Genomic DNA, 16,608 nt, shown 5'->3' with positions numbered 1-16,608 from the left:
GCTCACTCTTTCACCGGCTCGCGAGCCAGTCGGTCGATTTCTTCGCGGAATTCGTTGAGGTCCTGGAACCGCCGATACACGGAGGCGAAACGGATATACGCCACTTCGTCGAGTTTCTGCAGCTCGCCCATCACGAGCTCGCCGACGATCAGCGATTTGACCTCGCGCTCACCGGTGGCGCGCAGTTTGCTCTTGATGTGAGCCAGGGCCGCTTCCAGCCGCTCGACGCTGACCGGGCGCTTCTCCAGCGCACGCTGCATGCCGGCACGCAGTTTTTCTTCGTCGAAGGGCTGACGGCTGCCGTCCTGTTTGATCAAACGGGGCAAGACCAGCTCGGCAGTTTCAAACGTGGTGAAACGTTCTTCGCAGGCGACGCATTCACGGCGGCGGCGAACTTGATCGCCTTCGGCGACGAGGCGCGAGTCAATGACTTTGGTGTCGTTGGCACCGCAAAAGGGACAGTGCATGGTGGCAGGCAACAAAAAAAGGGAGGGCCATGGTAGCGCATCCCGCTCGCAAGACAAGTCTCGGGCTTTGCGGTCTACAGACGCGCAATCAGTGCAGCGAAATTGGTCAGCCTCGGCGATACTGCGTCTTTCCACCCGTATTCTGTTTTGCTGGAGCTGTTCATGTCGTTACGTTCGCTTGCTGTTGTCAGCCTGCTGGGTTTACTTGCCGCCTGCAGCTCCACTGAGCCTCCCAAGCCTGCCGCCCCCGCAAAACCTGCGCCCAACGCGATCAAACTGCCAGAAGGCCCGGGGCCGCTGCTGCCTTATCAGCGTGAAATAAGCGGCCAATTGCTGGGCGTGCCTGCTGGGGCCGAGGTCGAATTGGCGCTTTTGGTGATCGATGAGCGCAATCGCCCGCAAAAACTGCTGAGCAGCACCAAGCTCACGGGCAACAATCAATCGCTGCCGTTTCAACTGCGTTTCAACCCGGAAGCGTTTCCACAGGGCGCGCGGGTCGAGCTGCGCGGGCGCGCCAGTCAGTCCGGCCAGTTGACCATGCACCTCCCGTCGGTGTTGATCGCCAGGCCTGACACTCAATCGGTGGGTCAGCTGCAACTCTTCAAGATGCCATGACGCCACCGGCTCATCTGCAAGCAGCGCTGAGCGAACTGCTGGGCGATGCCCGGCTGGTCGCCGAGCCGTTGCCGGGCACCGGTCTGAAACTGTGGCTCATTGACGCGTTGAACATGGACCGCGCCTTCAGCCCGGAAGAAACCCGGCGCATCCTGCACGAGCCGCCGTATTGGAGTTTCTGCTGGGCCAGCGGGCTGGCGTTGGCGCGGTTTCTTGCCGACCATCCGCAATGGGTCGAAGGTAAGCGTGTGTTGGATTTCGGTGCCGGTTCGGGGGTGGCGGGCATTGCGGCGAAGAAAGCCGGGGCGCTGGAAGTCGTGGCGTGTGATCTTGATCCATTGGCGATTGAAGCCTGTCAGGCAAATGCGCAGCTCAATGACATCACGCTTAGCTACTCGACGGACTTTTTCGCAGAAGAGGATCGCTTCGATCTGATTCTGGTGGCGGACGTGCTGTACGACCGCGCGAATCTGCCGCTGCTGGATCAGTTTCTGAGTCGCGGGAAACAAGCGCTGGTGGCGGATTCAAGAGTGCGGGACTTTCATCACCCTGCGTATCGGCGACTGGGCGTTCTCGAAGCGCTGACCCTGCCAGATCTGGCCGAGCCGTGGGAGTTTCGCAAGGTGAGCCTGTATCACGCCATACGCTGACGAGGTCCTACCAGCAGACGCATTCCCTGTGGAGGTTCTGTGCTCACTGGCAAACCACATTCGCCAGCGAGCCGGCTCCCACGGTCTTCGGCAAGAAACGAATCACCCTTCCGACAACGTCCCCGGCCCTTTATAGTTGCCGCCATTGAGCCTTTATTTCGAGACTTGCGATGAGCCAGGACACGCCGTACATCTTCGATGCGACCACTGCCACTTTCGATCAGTTGGTCATCGAAAACTCCTTTCACAAGCCAGTGCTAGTGGATTTCTGGGCTGAGTGGTGCGCGCCGTGCAAGGTGCTGATGCCGCTGCTCAAACAGATCGCCGAGAGCTATCAGGGCGAGCTGCTACTGGCCAAGGTCGATTGCGATGCCGAGCCGGATGTCGTTGGCCGCTTTGGTATTCGAAGCCTGCCGACCGTGGTGCTGTTCAAGGATGGCCAGCCGGTGGACGGGTTTGCCGGTGCGCAGCCTGAGTCCGAGATCCGCAAACTGCTCGAACCCCATGTGAAACTGCCACCACCAGCTGCCGCAGATCCGCTGGAGACTGCGCAGGCCATGTTCGCTGCGAGTCACTTCGCCGAAGCGGAAGCCGTTCTGCAAACCCTCCTGGCCGAAGACAACACCAACGCCGCCGCGCTGATTCTGTATGCGCGGTGCCTGGCCGAACGCGGCGAACTGACCGAAGCCCGCGCTGTGCTGGACGCTGTAAAAGGCGATGACCACAAAGCTGCGCTGGCCGGGGCGAAGGCCCAACTGACCTTCCTCGGTGAAGCGGCGGCGCTGCCGGACGTCGCCGACCTGAAAACCCGTCTGGCGCAAAATCCCCAGGATGACGAGGCGGCGTATCAATTGGCGATTCAGCAACTCTCTCGCCAGCAATACGACGCAGCACTGGAGGGTTTGCTCAAGCTGTTCATGCGCAACCGCAGCTACAACGAAGGCCTGCCGCACAAGACGCTGCTGCAAGTGTTCGACCTGCTGGGCAACGATCATCCGCTGGTCACAACCTACCGCCGCAAGCTGTTTGCTGCGCTGTACTAAGTTGACTGCCGCCCTGTAGGCGTGAGCTTGCTCGCGATCGCGGTGCGTCAGTGGCGGCCTACCGCGCAAGCTGTTTGCTGCGCTGTACCAAGTTGACTTCACCCTTGTAGGCGTGAGCTTGCTCGCGATCGCGGTGCGGCCAGTGACGATCGTGCTGCCTGGATACACTGCCATCGCGAGCAAGCTCATGCCTACAGAGCTGCGCCGATGCGGGGGACATCACTCCACCCAGTGATACTCCGGCGCATCGCCCTGGCTTTCGACTCTGACGTTGGCGCTGTGGCGCATGCGCACCATCAGGCGTTTGCCAGCCGCCGTACTGCCCGCCAGTCCTTCCAGTTGACCCAGCAGGTCCGGCCCGCTCATGTGACCCGCTTTACGCAGCAAATCCTGAGCAATGTCCCAAACGGCGTCGTGGCGGCCGGCCTGGGGTTTGGCAGCCGTCGCCCTGTCTGACGTCTGCTCGGGTGTTAGTGCGCCGAATTGAATACCCAGCTTCGCCCAGTCGCCATCGTCCATTTCCACGGTCAGATCCACCGGCAAGTCGCCGACGGTGCCTCGGATTCTCAACATGATGTGTGCCCTCAGATTTTCTGCGAGGCATGGTCCCATAGGACCTGAAGCGTTGCACCCATCCCTGTAGGAGTGAGCTTGCTCGCGATGGCGGCCTACCTGCTGGCATTTATGTATCAGCCAGAACGCTATCGCGAGCAAGCTCACTCCTACTGTTATCAGCGACGCTTGAAAAAGTTAAGAAACGCTACGAACTATTGTTATAAGATCACATAACAATTTTTCGACCCTCCCGGAGCCTTCCCCCATGCGTCGTCTGCTACTCGCTTTGCCTTTCGCGCTGCTTCCCCTGTCCATTGCCCACGCCGCCGACGAACATGACCACGATCATGAACACGGCAGCCTCGGCGCACATGTCCACGGTGTGGCGCGTCTGGATCTGGCGCTGGATGGGCGCACGCTAGAGCTGGAGTTGGACACCCCGGCGATGAACATCGTCGGCTTCGAACACGCAGCGACCACGGCGGCTGATAAAGCCACGCTGGCCCAAGCCCGTGAAACACTGCTCAAGCCCCATGGCCTGTTCAGCATTCCGGAGGCGGCGGGTTGCACCGTCACCCAACAGAAGTTGGAAAGCCCGCTGTTCGGCGACAAGGACGACGATCATGACGACGGTGATGCGGACGAGCATGAACACGAACACAGTGAGATTCACGGCCACTATCAATTCACATGCAGCGTACCTGCCGTGCTGAACAAACTCGATCTCACCCAACTGTTCAAAAGCTTCCCCGCCACCCAGACCATCCAGGTCCAGTTGGTCACGCCGAAACGCCAGATGGGCGCCGAAGTACGTCCAAGCAACCCGATGGTGAAGTTCTAAACCCGCGCCTGCACACGCGACCGGACCTTCCGGTCGCTCACCCTTCCGATATGACTCAGGCCATGACTCAAGCACTCATCGAACTGTCCGAACTCGGCTTCGCCTGGCCGGGCCACGCGCCGTTGCTGGACATCCCCGCCTTTCGCCTGGAGGCCGGCGAAACGCTGTTTCTCAAGGGACCGAGTGGCAGTGGCAAGACCACCCTGCTCGGCCTGCTCGGCGGCGTGCAGAAGCCTGATCGCGGCAGCATACGCCTGCTCGGTCAGGAGCTGACGCAGCTCTCAGCGGGCGCCCGCGACCGTTTTCGCGTCGATCACACTGGCTACATTTTTCAGCAATTCAACCTGCTGCCGTTTCTGTCGGTGAGGGAAAACGTCGAGCTGCCCTGCCACTTTTCGAAAGTCCGCGCTGCGCGAGCAACGCAACGTCACGGCAGTGTCGATAAAGCGGCGGCAACGTTACTCGCGCACCTGGGCCTGAAAGACCCGCAACTGCTTGAGCGCCGCGCCGATGCGCTGTCCATCGGCCAACAACAGCGGGTCGCTGCCGCACGGGCTTTGATTGGCCAACCTGAGCTGGTGATCGCCGACGAGCCGACCTCGGCGCTGGATGCCGACGCCCGCGAGGCCTTCATTCAACTGCTGTTCGCCGAATGCCGCGAGGCGGGTGCCAGTCTGTTGTTCGTCAGCCATGATCAGAGCCTGGCGCCCCTGTTCGACCGCAACCTGTCGCTGGCCGAACTCAACCGCGCCGCCGTCGCCCCCGAGGTTTGAGATGTATCTTCTTCGCCTGGCACTGGCCAGTCTTGCCAACCGCCGCTTCACCGCGTTTCTCACGGCCTTCGCCATCGCCCTGTCGGTCTGCCTGTTGCTGGCTGTGGAACGGGTGCGCACCGAAGCCCGCGCCAGTTTCGCCAGCACCATCAGCGGCACGGACCTGATTGTCGGCGCCAGATCCGGCTCCGTGAATCTGCTGCTGTATTCGGTGTTTCGTATCGGTGACGCCACTAACAACATCCGCTGGGACAGCTTCCAGCACTTCGCCAACAGTAAGCAGGTGAAATGGGCTATCCCGATTTCCCTCGGCGACAGCCATCGCGGTTATCGAGTGATGGGCACCAACGAAGCGTATTTCGACCACTACCAGTACGGGCGCCAGCAGCATCTGGAAATGGCCGAGGGCAGGCCGTTCGCTACCGACCCGTTCGAAGTCGTGCTCGGGGCCGAGGTCGCCAACGCGCTGCATTACAAGCTCGGCGACAAACTGGTGCTGGCCCACGGCGTGGCCGTGGTGAGCCTGGTCAAGCACGACGACAAGCCCTTCACCGTGGTCGGCATTCTCAAACGCACCGGCACACCCGTGGATCGCACGCTGCACATCAGCCTCGGCGGCATGGAAGCGATCCACATCGACTGGCACAACGGCGTGCCCGCCCAAGGTGCGGGTCGCATCAGCGCCGATCAAGCGCGCAACATGGACCTCACGCCGACGGCGATCACAGCGTTCATGCTCGGACTGAACAGCAAGATTTCCACCTTCGCCCTGCAACGGGAAATCAACGAGTTTCGCGGTGAGCCGATGCTGGCGATCCTGCCGGGCGTGGCGTTGCAAGAGCTGTGGAGCCTGATGGGCACCGCAGAAAAGGCGTTGTTCGTCATCTCGCTGTTCGTCGTGTTGACCGGGCTGATCGGCATGCTCACGGCGATTCTCACCAGCCTCAACGAGCGGCGTCGCGAGATGGCGATCCTGCGCTCGGTGGGCGCACGGCCCTGGCATGTCGCAAGTCTGTTGATCCTTGAAGCGTTCGCGTTGGCACTCGCGGGCGCAGTCAGCGGTCTGGCGCTGCTGTACATTGGCATCGCGGCGGCTCAGGGTTACGTGCAGGCCAATTACGGCCTGTATTTGCCGCTGTCGCTGCCGAGCGCTTATGAATGGACGCTGCTGGGCGGCATACTCGGTGCCGCGCTGTTGATGGGCGTCGTGCCAGCGTGGCGCGCGTATCGTCAATCGCTGGCAGATGGCTTGTCGATTCGCTTATGAGGACGTTGTGATGCGCAGGTGGGGGATGTTGTTGTCGTTGCTGGTCGCTACGTCATCGTGGGCACAAGACCTGCGGGTGCTGACGTGGCAAGAGATGATCCCGCCCGACGCGCCACCGGTGAAGCTGGTTACCGCACCGATCCACGACCTGTCGAAGATGGCCGACACGCTGTCAATGGAGTCTGCCCCGGCCGCTCACCAACTGGCGCCCCACGCCCCCGTGGTGAAATCCCTTGACGGGCAAACGGTGCGCTTGCCGGGGTACATCGTGCCACTGGAAGTGAGTGAAGAAGGCCGGGTGACGGAGTTTCTGCTGGTGCCGTACTTCGGCGCCTGTATCCACGTCCCGCCCCCGCCGCCGAACCAGATCGTCCACGTCACCAGCGAATTGGGGGTGAAGGTTGACGAGCTCTACCAGCCGTATTGGATCGAAGGCCCGATGCAAGTCAAATCCACCACCAGCGAACTGGCCGATGCCGGGTATCAGATGGAAGCGGACAAGATCCTGATCTATGAGCTTCCTGATCAGTAACGCGAGGCGGCATCTGTAGGAGCGTGGCTTGCCCCGCGATGGACGACGGAGTCGTCCTAAAACCTGAATGCGCGTTAATACTGAAACACCGCGCTTGGAGAATCTGCGACTGCTTTGCAGCCGATCGCGGGACAAGCCACGCTCCTACAAATTCGTCCATTGTCCGATCGATCAACTTTTCATTGAGCTGTATCAACAACCCGAATCTGTGCTGTTCGTAACATGGGGGCATCTCTTTTTAATGCCCTTCTGGAGCCCCCATGAACAAGTCCCTGCTCGGCGCTTCTGTGCTTGCGCTCGCCCTCTGTACCCCGGTCATTGCTGAAGCCCATGAGGCCGGTGATTTCATCGTCCGCGCAGGCGCAGCGCGGGTGGTGCCCAACGAAGACAGCGGCAACCTGAAACTGGACGGCGCCAAAGTCGCTGGCACCAAAGCCACCGCCGACAACTCGACTCAACTGGGCCTGACCTTCGCCTACATGCTCACCGATCACGTCGGTCTGGAGCTCCTGGCGGCGACGCCGTTCAGCCACACCATCGGCGTCAAAGGCCTAGGCCCTGGGCTCGACGGTAAGCTGGCAGACGTGAAGCAATTGCCGCCTACCCTGTCGCTGCAGTACTACCCAATGGACGCCTCGTCGAAATTCCAGCCGTACGCGGGTGTCGGCCTCAACTACACCAAGTTCTTCGACACCGACCTAGCCGGTGATCGTAAGGATCAAGGCTTCAGCAACCTGAAACTCAAAGACTCGGTTGGCCTGGCCGGGCAGATCGGCATGGACTACATGCTGACCGACCACCTCATGCTCAACGCGTCGGTCTGGTACATCGACATCGACACCAAAGCCAGCGTCGACGGCCCATCCGCCCTGAGCGTCGGCAAGACCAAAGTGGACGTGGACATCGACCCGTGGGTGTACATGGTGGGCGTCGGCTACAAGTTCTGACCTCATCCCCACAGAACGGAACGCATAAAAAAGGCACCTCATCGGTGCCTTTTTGCTATCTGCGATTCAGCGCCCCAGCAGTCGCGCCAATCCGACATTCAAAGGCGTTGGCTTTGGCACCTTGAACCGCGCGAGCAAGCGCTGATTGTCGGCGCGAGAGTGCTTGATGTCTCCAGAGCGCGCAGGCAGGTGCGTCACCGGCGGTAAGCTGCCGACAACCTGCCCGAACGCCGCCAGCAGTTGATTCAGCGACGTCGTGGCGTTCAGCCCGACATTGACTGCGCCCTCCTGCACTTCCGGCATTTCGAACCCTTGCACCACGAGGTCCACCAGATCTTCGACGTAGAAGAAGTCTCGGGTCTGTTCGCCATCGCCGAACACCGAAATCGGCAGCCCTTTCACGGCTCGCTCGGCGAAGATGCTGATCACACCCGAATACGGCGACGATGGGTCCTGGCGCGGTCCGAAGATGTTGAAGAAGCGAAACACCACGGGTTCCAGGCCGTGCTGGCGACGGTAAAAATCCAGGTAATACTCGCTGGCCAGCTTGTCCGATGCGTAGGGGGTGAGCGGGGCTTTCGGGGTGTCTTCCGTGATCGCCTGACCTTCGCCATTGTTGCCGTACACCGCTGCGCTGGACGCGAACACCACGCGCTTGATCCCCGCCTGGCGCATGGCCTCGCAGACGTTCAGGGTGCCGATGAAGTTGCTCTGGTGCGTCCGGACCGGATCATCCACCGACGCCTGCACCGAGGCGACGGCGGCCAGATGCGCAACCGCCTGACAGCCCACGGCCACTCGCGCCACCAACGCGGCATCGGCCACGTCGCCCACGATCAGTTCGACCCGAGGATCGTCCAGCGGCAGATTGCTGCGCTTGCCAGCGGACAGGTCGTCGAGCACACGCACTGCGTAGCCCTTGGCGAGCAGGGCATCCACCAGGTGCGAGCCGATGAAACCGGCGCCGCCGGTGATGAGGACAGGAGCATCAGACATGACGGTAGTAGCGGTCCAATAAGCTGGGCAAACCGGCACGCCACGCGCGAGGCTTGATACCAAAGGTGTGAAGGATTTTCTTGCACGCCAGCACCGCGTTCTGCGGTTCCTCGGAGGCATCCGGACTGGCGGCGTGGGCTTGAGCGGTAGGGGCTTCAAGGGCGAGCGAGCGCATCAGTCGCGCCTCAGTGAGGACCGCCTGACCCAACGCCAATGGCGTAGTGGCCTCGTGCCCAGCGTAGTGATAGGTGCCCCACAGCGGCGCGGCGCAGTCCAGCTGTTTCAACACCGAAATGATCACTCGAGCCGCATCGTCGACCGGCGTCGGGTTGCCACGACGATCATCGGCCAGCAGCAACTCATCGGGCTTTTCAGCGCGGGTGAGGAAGCGCCCGAGCACGCCGTCAGCGCTGTCATCGAGCAGCCAGCCAAAGCGCACCAGCACGTGTTGCGGGCACGTTGAGCGCACGCTCTGTTCGATCCGCCACAGCGCCTGCCCCCGGGACCCCAGCGGCACGGGTTCGTCTTTCTCGCTGTAAGCAGTGGCTCGCGAGCCATCGAACACCCGGTAGCTGGACGGTTGAACCAGCACGATGTTGTGGTGCTGGCACAGTTCGGCGAGGCGCTCGACCGAGCGCTCCTGGCTCTCCAGCCTCTGCGCACTGACGCTCTGCGCCTGGAACCAGTCGAAGTAATAAGCCAGATTGATCAAGGCATCCGGGCGGGTGTCATCGAGCAGTTGCGTCAGGCTTGCCGCATCCCACCCGTCTTGCGGTGGACGCGGTGCGAGGAAGCCAATGTCCTCCTCGGCACCCAGACGAATCAACGCCTGCCCAAGGGCATTCCCGCCGCCCAACAGCATAAGGCGCATTCGCATAGAGTCAGCAGGCTCGTTCTTGGAAATCAAGTTAGAAAGATAGGTGAAAAACGGTCGCAAACATAACACGTTGGGCGGGTAAGTCCCAACCTGCGAGCATCGGACCGCCGCGCTGTCCATCAGCAAACACGCTTCACTGTGGGAGTGAGCTTGGTCACGAAAGCAGACTGTTTGCCGCCAGAGGAGTGTTGAATGGACTGACGCCTTCCTGAGCAAGCGCACTCCCACAGGGACAGGGCAGCAGGGATCAAACTCAGCTTCCACCGATCACCGGCCCTTGCATCCCCACGCCGGCACCCTCATAAACAGCCTCATGAATCTTCCTCAGTCCCTCGACCCGGTACTCGACGCCTTTCACCCGGCCGTCAGTGCGTGGTTCAACCAGACTTTTCCCGCCGTGACTGCCGCTCAAGCCGAGGCGTGGCCGTTGATCAAGCGGCGGCAGTCCACGCTGATCGCGGCGCCCACCGGGTCGGGCAAGACGCTGACGGCGTTTCTGGCGGTGATCGACGATCTGGTGCACCAAGGCCTGGAAATGGGCGGTCAGTTGCCGGACCAGACCTTCGTCGTCTACGTTTCGCCCTTGAAAGCGCTGTCCAACGACATCCAGATCAACCTGCAAAATCCGCTGTCAGGCATCACTGAGCAGTTGAAGCGGCAAGGCCTGCCGGAATTGCGCGTCAGCACCGCCGTGCGCACCGGTGACACGCCGCAAAAAGAACGCAATGCGATGCGCAAAACCGCGCCGCACATTCTGGTGACCACGCCGGAATCGCTGTACGTGTTGCTGGGTTCCGACTCGGGCCGACGCATGCTGTCGAGCACGCAAACGGTGATCGTCGATGAAATCCACGCCATCGCCGCCAGCAAGCGCGGCAGCCACCTCGCGCTGAGCCTGGAGCGCTTGCAGGCGCTGTGCGAAAAGCCATTGCTGCGCATCGGACTGTCGGCGACGCAAAAACCCATCGAGCGGGTGTCGCGCTTTCTGGTAGGCAGCGATCCGGTCAGTCGGCCTTGCGCCATCGTTGACATCGGACACGCCCGCCCTCGCGACCTGGCGATCGAAGTGCCGCCGGTGCCACTGACGGCGATCATGGCCAATGACGTCTGGCAGTTGGTGTACGACCGCCTCGCCGAGCTCGCCCGAGCGCACCGCACCACACTGATTTTCGTCAACACCCGACGCTTGGCCGAGCGGATGGCGCGATTCCTCAGCGAGCGCCTTGGCAAAGAGGCCGTCGCCGCGCACCACGGCAGCCTGGCCAAGGAGCAGCGTCTGGACGCTGAGCAGCGGCTCAAGCGTGGTGATCTGCAAGTGTTGATCGCAACGGCTTCGCTCGAGCTGGGCATCGACATCGGCGACGTCGATCTGGTCTGTCAGATCAGTTCGCCGCGCTCCATCGCGTCTTTCTTGCAGCGTGTGGGACGTTCGGGCCACCACGTCGGCGGCACACCGAAAGGCCGTTTGTTCGCCATTTCTCGGGATGACCTGATCGAATGCGCCGCACTGCTGGACTGCGTGCGGCGTGGCGAACTCGACACGCTGCTGATTCCGAAGGCGCCGCTGGACGTGCTGGCGCAGCAGATCATCGCCGAAGTCAGTTGCCAGGAATGGGAAGAGCAGGCGTTACTCGCGATGTTCCGCAAGGCATCGCCCTACGCTGACGTCGATGAAGGCCACTACCAGGCGCTGCTGAGCATGCTCGCCGAGGGCTACAGCGGACGCCAGGGCGTGCGGGCGGCGTATCTGCATCGCGACGCCGTGACGCGCACGTTGCGCGGGCGGCGTGGCAGCAAACTCACGGCGGTCACCAGCGGCGGGACGATTCCGGACAATGCCGATTACAGCGTGATCCTCGAACCCCAGGCGCTGACCATCGGCACGGTCAACGAAGACTTCGCAGTGGAAAGCCTCGCTGGCGATGTTTTCCAGCTGGGTAACACCTCGTACCGCATCGTGCGTATCGAATCCGGCCGCGTGCGGGTCGAGGACGCTCAAGGCATGCCGCCGAACATTCCGTTCTGGATGGGCGAAGCACCGGGCCGCAGCGATGAGCTGTCGTTCGCGGTAGCGTGCTTGCAGGCTGAGATCGATCAGCAGCTCAGCGAACACCCCGGCCAGCTCAGGCCTTGCATTGACTGGCTGATGAACACGCTGGGCCTGGGTCTGGACAGCGCCGAACAAGTGGTCGAGTACCTCGCGCGGGCGCACGCCACGCTGGGCGCCCTGCCCTCGCAGGACACGCTGGTGATGGAGCGTTTCTTCGACGAATCCGGCGGCACTCAGTTGGTGATCCACACCCCGTTCGGCAGCCGCATCAATCGCGCTTGGGGCCTGGCCCTGCGCAAGCGCTTTTGTCGCACGTTCAACTTCGAACTGCAGGCCGCCGCCAGCGAAGACGCCATCGTACTGTCGCTGTCGACCAGCCACAGCTTCGCCCTCGACGAGGTCTGGCGCTACCTGCATTCCAACAGCGCCGAACACATGCTGATCCAGGCCGTGCTCGACGCCCCATTATTCGGTGTGCGTTGGCGCTGGAACGCGGGGGTGGCGCTGGCGTTGCCCCGTTATGCAGGCGGCCGAAAGGTCGCACCCCAGCTGCAACGCATGAAGAGTGACGATCTGATCGCCACGGTATTTCCAGACCAGATCGCTTGCCTTGAAAACCTCGTTGGCGAACGCGAAGTCCCGGAACACCCGCTCATCGAACAAACCCTGGACGACTGTTTGCACGAAGCGATGGATGCCGACGGCTGGCTGAATCTGCTGCGGCGGATGGAAACAGGCGATGTGCGTCTGATCGCCCGCGACCTTCCAGCGCCCTCTCCCTTGGCAGCGGAGATTCTGAGCGCCAAGCCCTATGCCTTTCTCGACGATGCGCCCCTCGAAGAGCGTCGCACGCAAGCGGTGCTGAATCGGCGCTGGAGCGACCCGGAATCCGCAGATGACCTCGGCGCGCTGGACGCTGACGCCATCGCCGCTGTGGCTGAAGAAGCCTGGCCGCAGCCACAGAACATCGACGAAATGCACGAAGCGTTGATGACCTTGGGCTGTGTCAGCGGCCAGGAGGCACGGGATCAACACGACTGGATGAAATGGCTCGAAAGCCTCGCCCGCTCTGGCCGCGCCACCCGTTTGCAAGTCACGCCAGATCAAGCCCTGTGGATCGCGCTGGAACGCCTGACCTGTCTGCAAACGATTCATCCCACCGCCGAAATGCACCCGCCGCTGGCGGCGTTGGCCGGTTTCGATGAAGCCTGGAGTGAAAACGATGCCAGGGTCGAACTGGTTCGAGCGCGCCTCAGCGGCTTCGGCCCGATGACGTTATCCGCCATCGCGGAACCGCTCGCGCTGCCCGTGGCTGACGTCACCCAGGCGCTGGCCCAGTTGGAAAACGAAGGGTACGTCCTGCGCGGCCGTTTTAGCCCGGACACCGGCGAAGAACAGTGGTGCGAACGGCATTTGTTGTCGCGCATTCATCGCTACACGGTCAAGCGCCTGCGCCGGGAAATCGAACCGGTGTCGCTGCAGGACTTCATGCGCTTTCTGTTCGACTGGCAGCACCTCTCCTCCTCGACTCAGAGTCAAGGCAGGGCTGCACTCCCGGAAGTGGTCGATCAGCTCGAAGGCTTTTCTGCCGCGGCGGGCGCGTGGGACAGCGACATTCTTCCTGCGCGCTTGAAGGATTATTCCCCGAGTTGGCTGGATGACCTGTGCCGGTCTGGCAAGGTTGTCTGGATGCGTCTGACCAGCCGCAGCAAAGTCGGGGTCGCTGCCTTGCGCAGCACGCCGATTGTCTTGTTGCCGCGCCCACAGGTTCGGCTCTGGAGCGGCCTGACCGAGCAACCTGCGCCCACCGAGTTGTCGCTGCGGGCGCAACGGGTGCACGAGGTGCTATCAACGCAAGGCGCAATGTTCTTCGACGAACTGACCGGCGAGGCGCACCTGCTGCGCACTGAACTGGAAAATGCTTTGCAGGAGTTGGTCGGCGCGGGATTGGTAAACGCCGACAGCTTCGCGGGCCTTCGCGCCCTCATCATCCCGGCCAGCAAACGCGCCGCCCACACGAGTCGACGCAATCGGGGGGCGTTCATCGGCGGGATGGACGACGCCGGGCGCTGGGCGTTGTTGCGTCGGGCGCCCACCAGTCCCTCTCAACGCCTGGACAGTGAAACCCTCGAGCACATCGCCATGACCCTGTTGCGTCGCTACGGTGTGGTGTTCTGGCGCCTGTTGGAACGCGAAGCCGACTGGCTGCCAAGTTGGCGCGAGCTGCTGCGCAGCTTCCACCGGCTGGAAGCGCGAGGCGATATTCGCGGGGGGCGTTTCATTGCCGGGTTGGCAGGCGAGCAATTCGCGTTGCCCGAAGCCATCCCGCTGCTGCGAGAAGTCCGCAAACGTCCACTGGATGGGAGCCTGATCGGCGTCAGCGGGGTCGATCCACTGAATCTGGCAGGCACGCTGCTACCTGGGGCGAAGGTCGCGGCCGTGGTCGGCAACCGGCTTGTCTACCGCGACGGGGTGCCCATCGCCGCCATCGTCGGCGGCAAACCGCAGTATTGGGGAGAGCTGGACCAAGGACTGATGCTGCAGGTGCGGGATCGATTGTTCAGATAACTCTGCTGCCCTGCGTACCTCGTACCTTGTGGGAGCCGGCTAGCTGGCGAATGGGCCGGGGCATACACGAAACGTTCGCTGACACACTGCGTTCGCCAGCAAGCTGGCTCCCACATAAGAGATGCATGGCCCTCAAACCGGGCTTTCAGACCCATCCTTGTTCACGACCGTCGTCTTGCCCGGCAACGCCTGCTGCTCGTCACCCTCCATCTGAGAAAACTGGCCGTTATGCGGGCTCATCACCAGTTGTGGATAAGTCTGCGCGAATCGTACGTCAGGAGACTTGTCCACAAGGCGCTTCAACTTGTCATTGAACGCACGGCTCACCGCGTATTGCCCACCCGATGACGTGCGGAACTGCGCCGTGATCACGATCCCGTTCATGTCCATACGATCGAGCCCGAACACTTCCAGCGGCCCCTGCAGTTTGCTGGCCAGCAGGAAATCATCGGTGATCGCCTGCCCAGCTTCACGAATGAGCGAGGTCGCGGAATCCACATCCGAGTCGTAGGTGAACTGGAACGAAAAGAACGCATAGGCAAACTGCCGAGACTGGTTGGTGACTGCTTTGATCTGGCCGAACGGCACCGAATGCACGAATCCCTTGCCGTCGCGCAGACGCAGGGTGCGGATGGTCAGGCTTTCCACAGTGCCTGCGTGGCCGGAATCCAGCACTACCCAGTCGCCGATGGAAATCGTGTCCTCAATGATGATGAACAGGCCAGTGATCACGTCCTGTACCAGCTGCTGCGAACCGAAACCGATGGCCAGACCGACCACCCCGGCACCGGCCAGCAACGGCGCTACGTTGATCCCGAGATTGGCCATGGTCGTAATGGTGCAGATCACCACCAGAATGATTTTGATCGCGTTGCGCAGCAGCGGCAGGATCGTCTTGACCCGCGTGCTCGGCTGACGCGACGAGCGCGCGCTGGTCGGTGGCTTGAGCGCCTCCTGAATCGCCGTGTCCATCACGACCCACAACAGCCACGTCACCAGCAAGATCAGCCCGATGCTGCTCAACGAATCACTGATGACCTTGCCCAGCGCGTTGCGCTGCGCAAATTCGAACAGCGAAAAACCCCAGATCCTGCCCAGCAGCTCGATGAATCCAACCGCTAAAGCGATGCGCAGCACCGCATGCAACAGACTCAGCAGGCGCTCCTTGTAGACCCTTGAACTGTGGGCCTCCGCAGGCTTGAACATGTGCTGGAACAGCGTGCTGAGAAACACGGTGCCGATGAGCAAAATGGTGGTCAGGACGGCGCAACGCAATGCCTCCTGGCTGTCCTCACCAGCGCCGATCAGGTTGACCGCAGAGACCAGAATCATCAGCAAAATCGGCAAGTGCCAAAGGCTCGAGAAAATCTTCAACGTTTGCTGCAGTGCAGGGCGCGTCAGCCGAGCGCTCAGCGGTCGGTTGCGAATCAAATGCGCCACAGGCCGACGCATGCGGATGACCACGATGCAGAACATGATCGAGGCCATCAACCCGGTGAACGCCGCCACGCTAACAGTGACGTTGCTGCCGATCTGTCGGGAAATCTGCGGACTGGTCAACGCGTCGCTCAACGCCGCGAAGAAACCAATGATGAACAGCGGATGCGGCGCGTATTCACGAATGATGCGAACCGCCGGGCGCTTGTGACCTGAGTTGAACAGCACGACCACTGACATCAGCACCGACGTGGAAAAAATGCCGCTACTGGTGGAATACGCCAGACACAGCGCCAGCGCCCGGCCAATCGACAGCTGCATGAAGTGACTGACGTACAGCGTTAACGGCAGACATATCACCGCCGGGATCGTGAACGGCAGCACGTAGCTCAGCACATTGCGGACGCGCTCGCGCGCAGTCAGCAGCCTATGCCGCGACAGACGATTGGCAATGAAAGCGCCGATTCGGTTCAAGATCAGAAAAGCGCCGATCCAGACGATCGACAGAATCAGGAAGTCCCCCGCTATGGCCCAGGGCGACCGGGACGAAGGTTTGTTGACCAGTTTCCCCAGTTCATCCGCCGCGCGGTCAGCACGCAGGCGCCAGGCGTCGAGCAAATGGCCGTCCAGATCCAGCTTGTCCTGAACGCTGTCGATACTGGTGCTGATCACACCGAGTAATCCACCTTTCACCAGGATTTCCGGCTGAGCAGGTTCGGTGGCGGGAGCGGCATCCGCTGGGGCTGCGGCCTGAGCGGTACTCGCGGCAGGCGCATCGGCCGCATAGGCGTTCAAGCCACCTACGCACAACGCAAGGCACAGCAGCAGGACAGATTTGAAATTCGACAAAACGCAGGTCACTCCTTCAGTCATGAGGGACGGCGGAATCAATGCCCACAGAAACTGATCGAATTTCGCCTGGCAAGTTCGGCTTCATCGGCAACCTTCATCCGCGAGCCGATGGGTGTGAAGCGCATTGAACGTTATTTT

The 16,608-nt window shown here is 61.7% G+C and carries 13 protein-coding genes and 1 pseudogene; 9 read left to right on the top strand and 5 right to left on the bottom strand.

The genetic code is table 11. The features are described from left to right. Positions 1-2: 2 nt before the first annotated feature. Positions 3-467, bottom strand: a complete 465-nt coding sequence (gene nrdR, locus B3N48_RS11875; protein WP_065988433.1) for a transcriptional regulator NrdR — start codon at positions 465-467, stop codon at positions 3-5. 162 nt (positions 468-629) lie between these two features. On the opposite strand from nrdR, the gene B3N48_RS11870 reads away from it, so the two are divergent. The 3 genes from B3N48_RS11870 (at position 630) to trxA (ending at position 2,775) form a co-directional block, all read left to right on the top strand. Next, entirely contained in the window at positions 630-1,082 is a 453-nt protein-coding gene (locus tag B3N48_RS11870) for a YbaY family lipoprotein (protein ID WP_296183843.1), read from the top strand. After that, positions 1,079-1,732, top strand: a complete 654-nt coding sequence (locus tag B3N48_RS11865; RefSeq protein WP_296183842.1) for a class I SAM-dependent methyltransferase — start codon at positions 1,079-1,081, stop codon at positions 1,730-1,732. The genes B3N48_RS11870 and B3N48_RS11865 overlap by 4 nt, the downstream gene beginning before the upstream one ends. Positions 1,733-1,902: 170 nt before the next feature. Continuing rightward, positions 1,903-2,775 carry a thioredoxin gene (gene trxA / locus B3N48_RS11860; protein WP_296183840.1) on the top strand — a complete coding sequence of 291 codons (873 nt, stop codon included), beginning with the start codon at positions 1,903-1,905 and terminating at the stop codon, positions 2,773-2,775. 219 nt (positions 2,776-2,994) lie between these two features. On the opposite strand, the gene B3N48_RS11855 is transcribed toward trxA, so the two are convergent. After that, positions 2,995-3,348 (bottom strand): hypothetical protein, encoded by a 354-nt coding sequence (locus tag B3N48_RS11855; protein ID WP_296183839.1) that lies wholly within the window; start codon positions 3,346-3,348, stop codon positions 2,995-2,997. A 247-nt stretch (positions 3,349-3,595) separates the two neighbouring features. On the opposite strand from B3N48_RS11855, the gene B3N48_RS11850 reads away from it, so the two are divergent. The 5 genes and pseudogenes from B3N48_RS11850 to B3N48_RS11830 all read left to right on the top strand — a co-directional run bounded on the left by B3N48_RS11850 (position 3,596) and on the right by B3N48_RS11830 (position 7,690). Then, a complete protein-coding gene (locus B3N48_RS11850; RefSeq protein ID WP_296183837.1) occupies positions 3,596-4,171 on the top strand; it encodes a DUF2796 domain-containing protein in 576 nt (191 codons plus the stop codon). Positions 4,172-4,233: 62 nt separating this feature from the next. Beyond that, positions 4,234-4,943: pseudogene (locus B3N48_RS11845) on the top strand (ABC transporter ATP-binding protein); the annotation flags it as partial. Positions 4,944-4,945: 2 nt separating this feature from the next. Next, positions 4,946-6,211 (top strand): ABC transporter permease, encoded by a 1,266-nt coding sequence (locus B3N48_RS11840; protein WP_296183834.1) that lies wholly within the window; start codon positions 4,946-4,948, stop codon positions 6,209-6,211. Between the two features lie 10 nt (positions 6,212-6,221). Continuing rightward, the gene (locus B3N48_RS11835) at positions 6,222-6,743 is read left to right on the top strand and encodes a DUF3299 domain-containing protein (RefSeq protein ID WP_296183833.1); all 522 of its coding nucleotides are present in this window, start codon (positions 6,222-6,224) and stop codon (positions 6,741-6,743) included. A gap of 260 nt (positions 6,744-7,003) precedes the next feature. Then, entirely contained in the window at positions 7,004-7,690 is a 687-nt protein-coding gene (locus B3N48_RS11830) for an OmpW family outer membrane protein (RefSeq protein WP_296183831.1), read from the top strand. A 66-nt stretch (positions 7,691-7,756) separates the two neighbouring features. Here B3N48_RS11830 and B3N48_RS11825 read toward each other — a convergent pair whose 3' ends face one another. Together B3N48_RS11825 and B3N48_RS11820 are read right to left on the bottom strand one after the other, a co-directional pair. Further along, the gene (locus B3N48_RS11825) at positions 7,757-8,686 is read right to left on the bottom strand and encodes an NAD-dependent epimerase/dehydratase family protein (RefSeq protein ID WP_296183829.1); all 930 of its coding nucleotides are present in this window, start codon (positions 8,684-8,686) and stop codon (positions 7,757-7,759) included. Then, complete coding sequence (locus B3N48_RS11820) at positions 8,679-9,563, bottom strand: sugar nucleotide-binding protein (RefSeq protein ID WP_296183827.1); 885 nt, start codon at positions 9,561-9,563, stop codon at positions 8,679-8,681. The genes B3N48_RS11825 and B3N48_RS11820 overlap by 8 nt, the downstream gene beginning before the upstream one ends. Positions 9,564-9,876: 313 nt before the next feature. Here B3N48_RS11820 and B3N48_RS11815 point away from each other — a divergent pair, with 313 nt between their 5' ends. Then, a complete protein-coding gene (locus B3N48_RS11815; RefSeq protein ID WP_296183826.1) occupies positions 9,877-14,181 on the top strand; it encodes a DEAD/DEAH box helicase in 4,305 nt (1,434 codons plus the stop codon). Between the two features lie 132 nt (positions 14,182-14,313). Here B3N48_RS11815 and B3N48_RS11810 read toward each other — a convergent pair whose 3' ends face one another. Beyond that, the gene (locus B3N48_RS11810; RefSeq protein WP_296183824.1) at positions 14,314-16,467 is read right to left on the bottom strand and encodes a mechanosensitive ion channel family protein; all 2,154 of its coding nucleotides are present in this window, start codon (positions 16,465-16,467) and stop codon (positions 14,314-14,316) included. Positions 16,468-16,608: the final 141 nt, after the last annotated feature.

Origin of the sequence: Pseudomonas sp. UBA1879, from assembly GCF_002338065.1 — a bacterium.
Classification (GTDB): Bacteria; Pseudomonadota; Gammaproteobacteria; order Pseudomonadales; family Pseudomonadaceae; genus Aquipseudomonas.
This window is presented reverse-complemented; position numbering and strand designations above follow the sequence as displayed.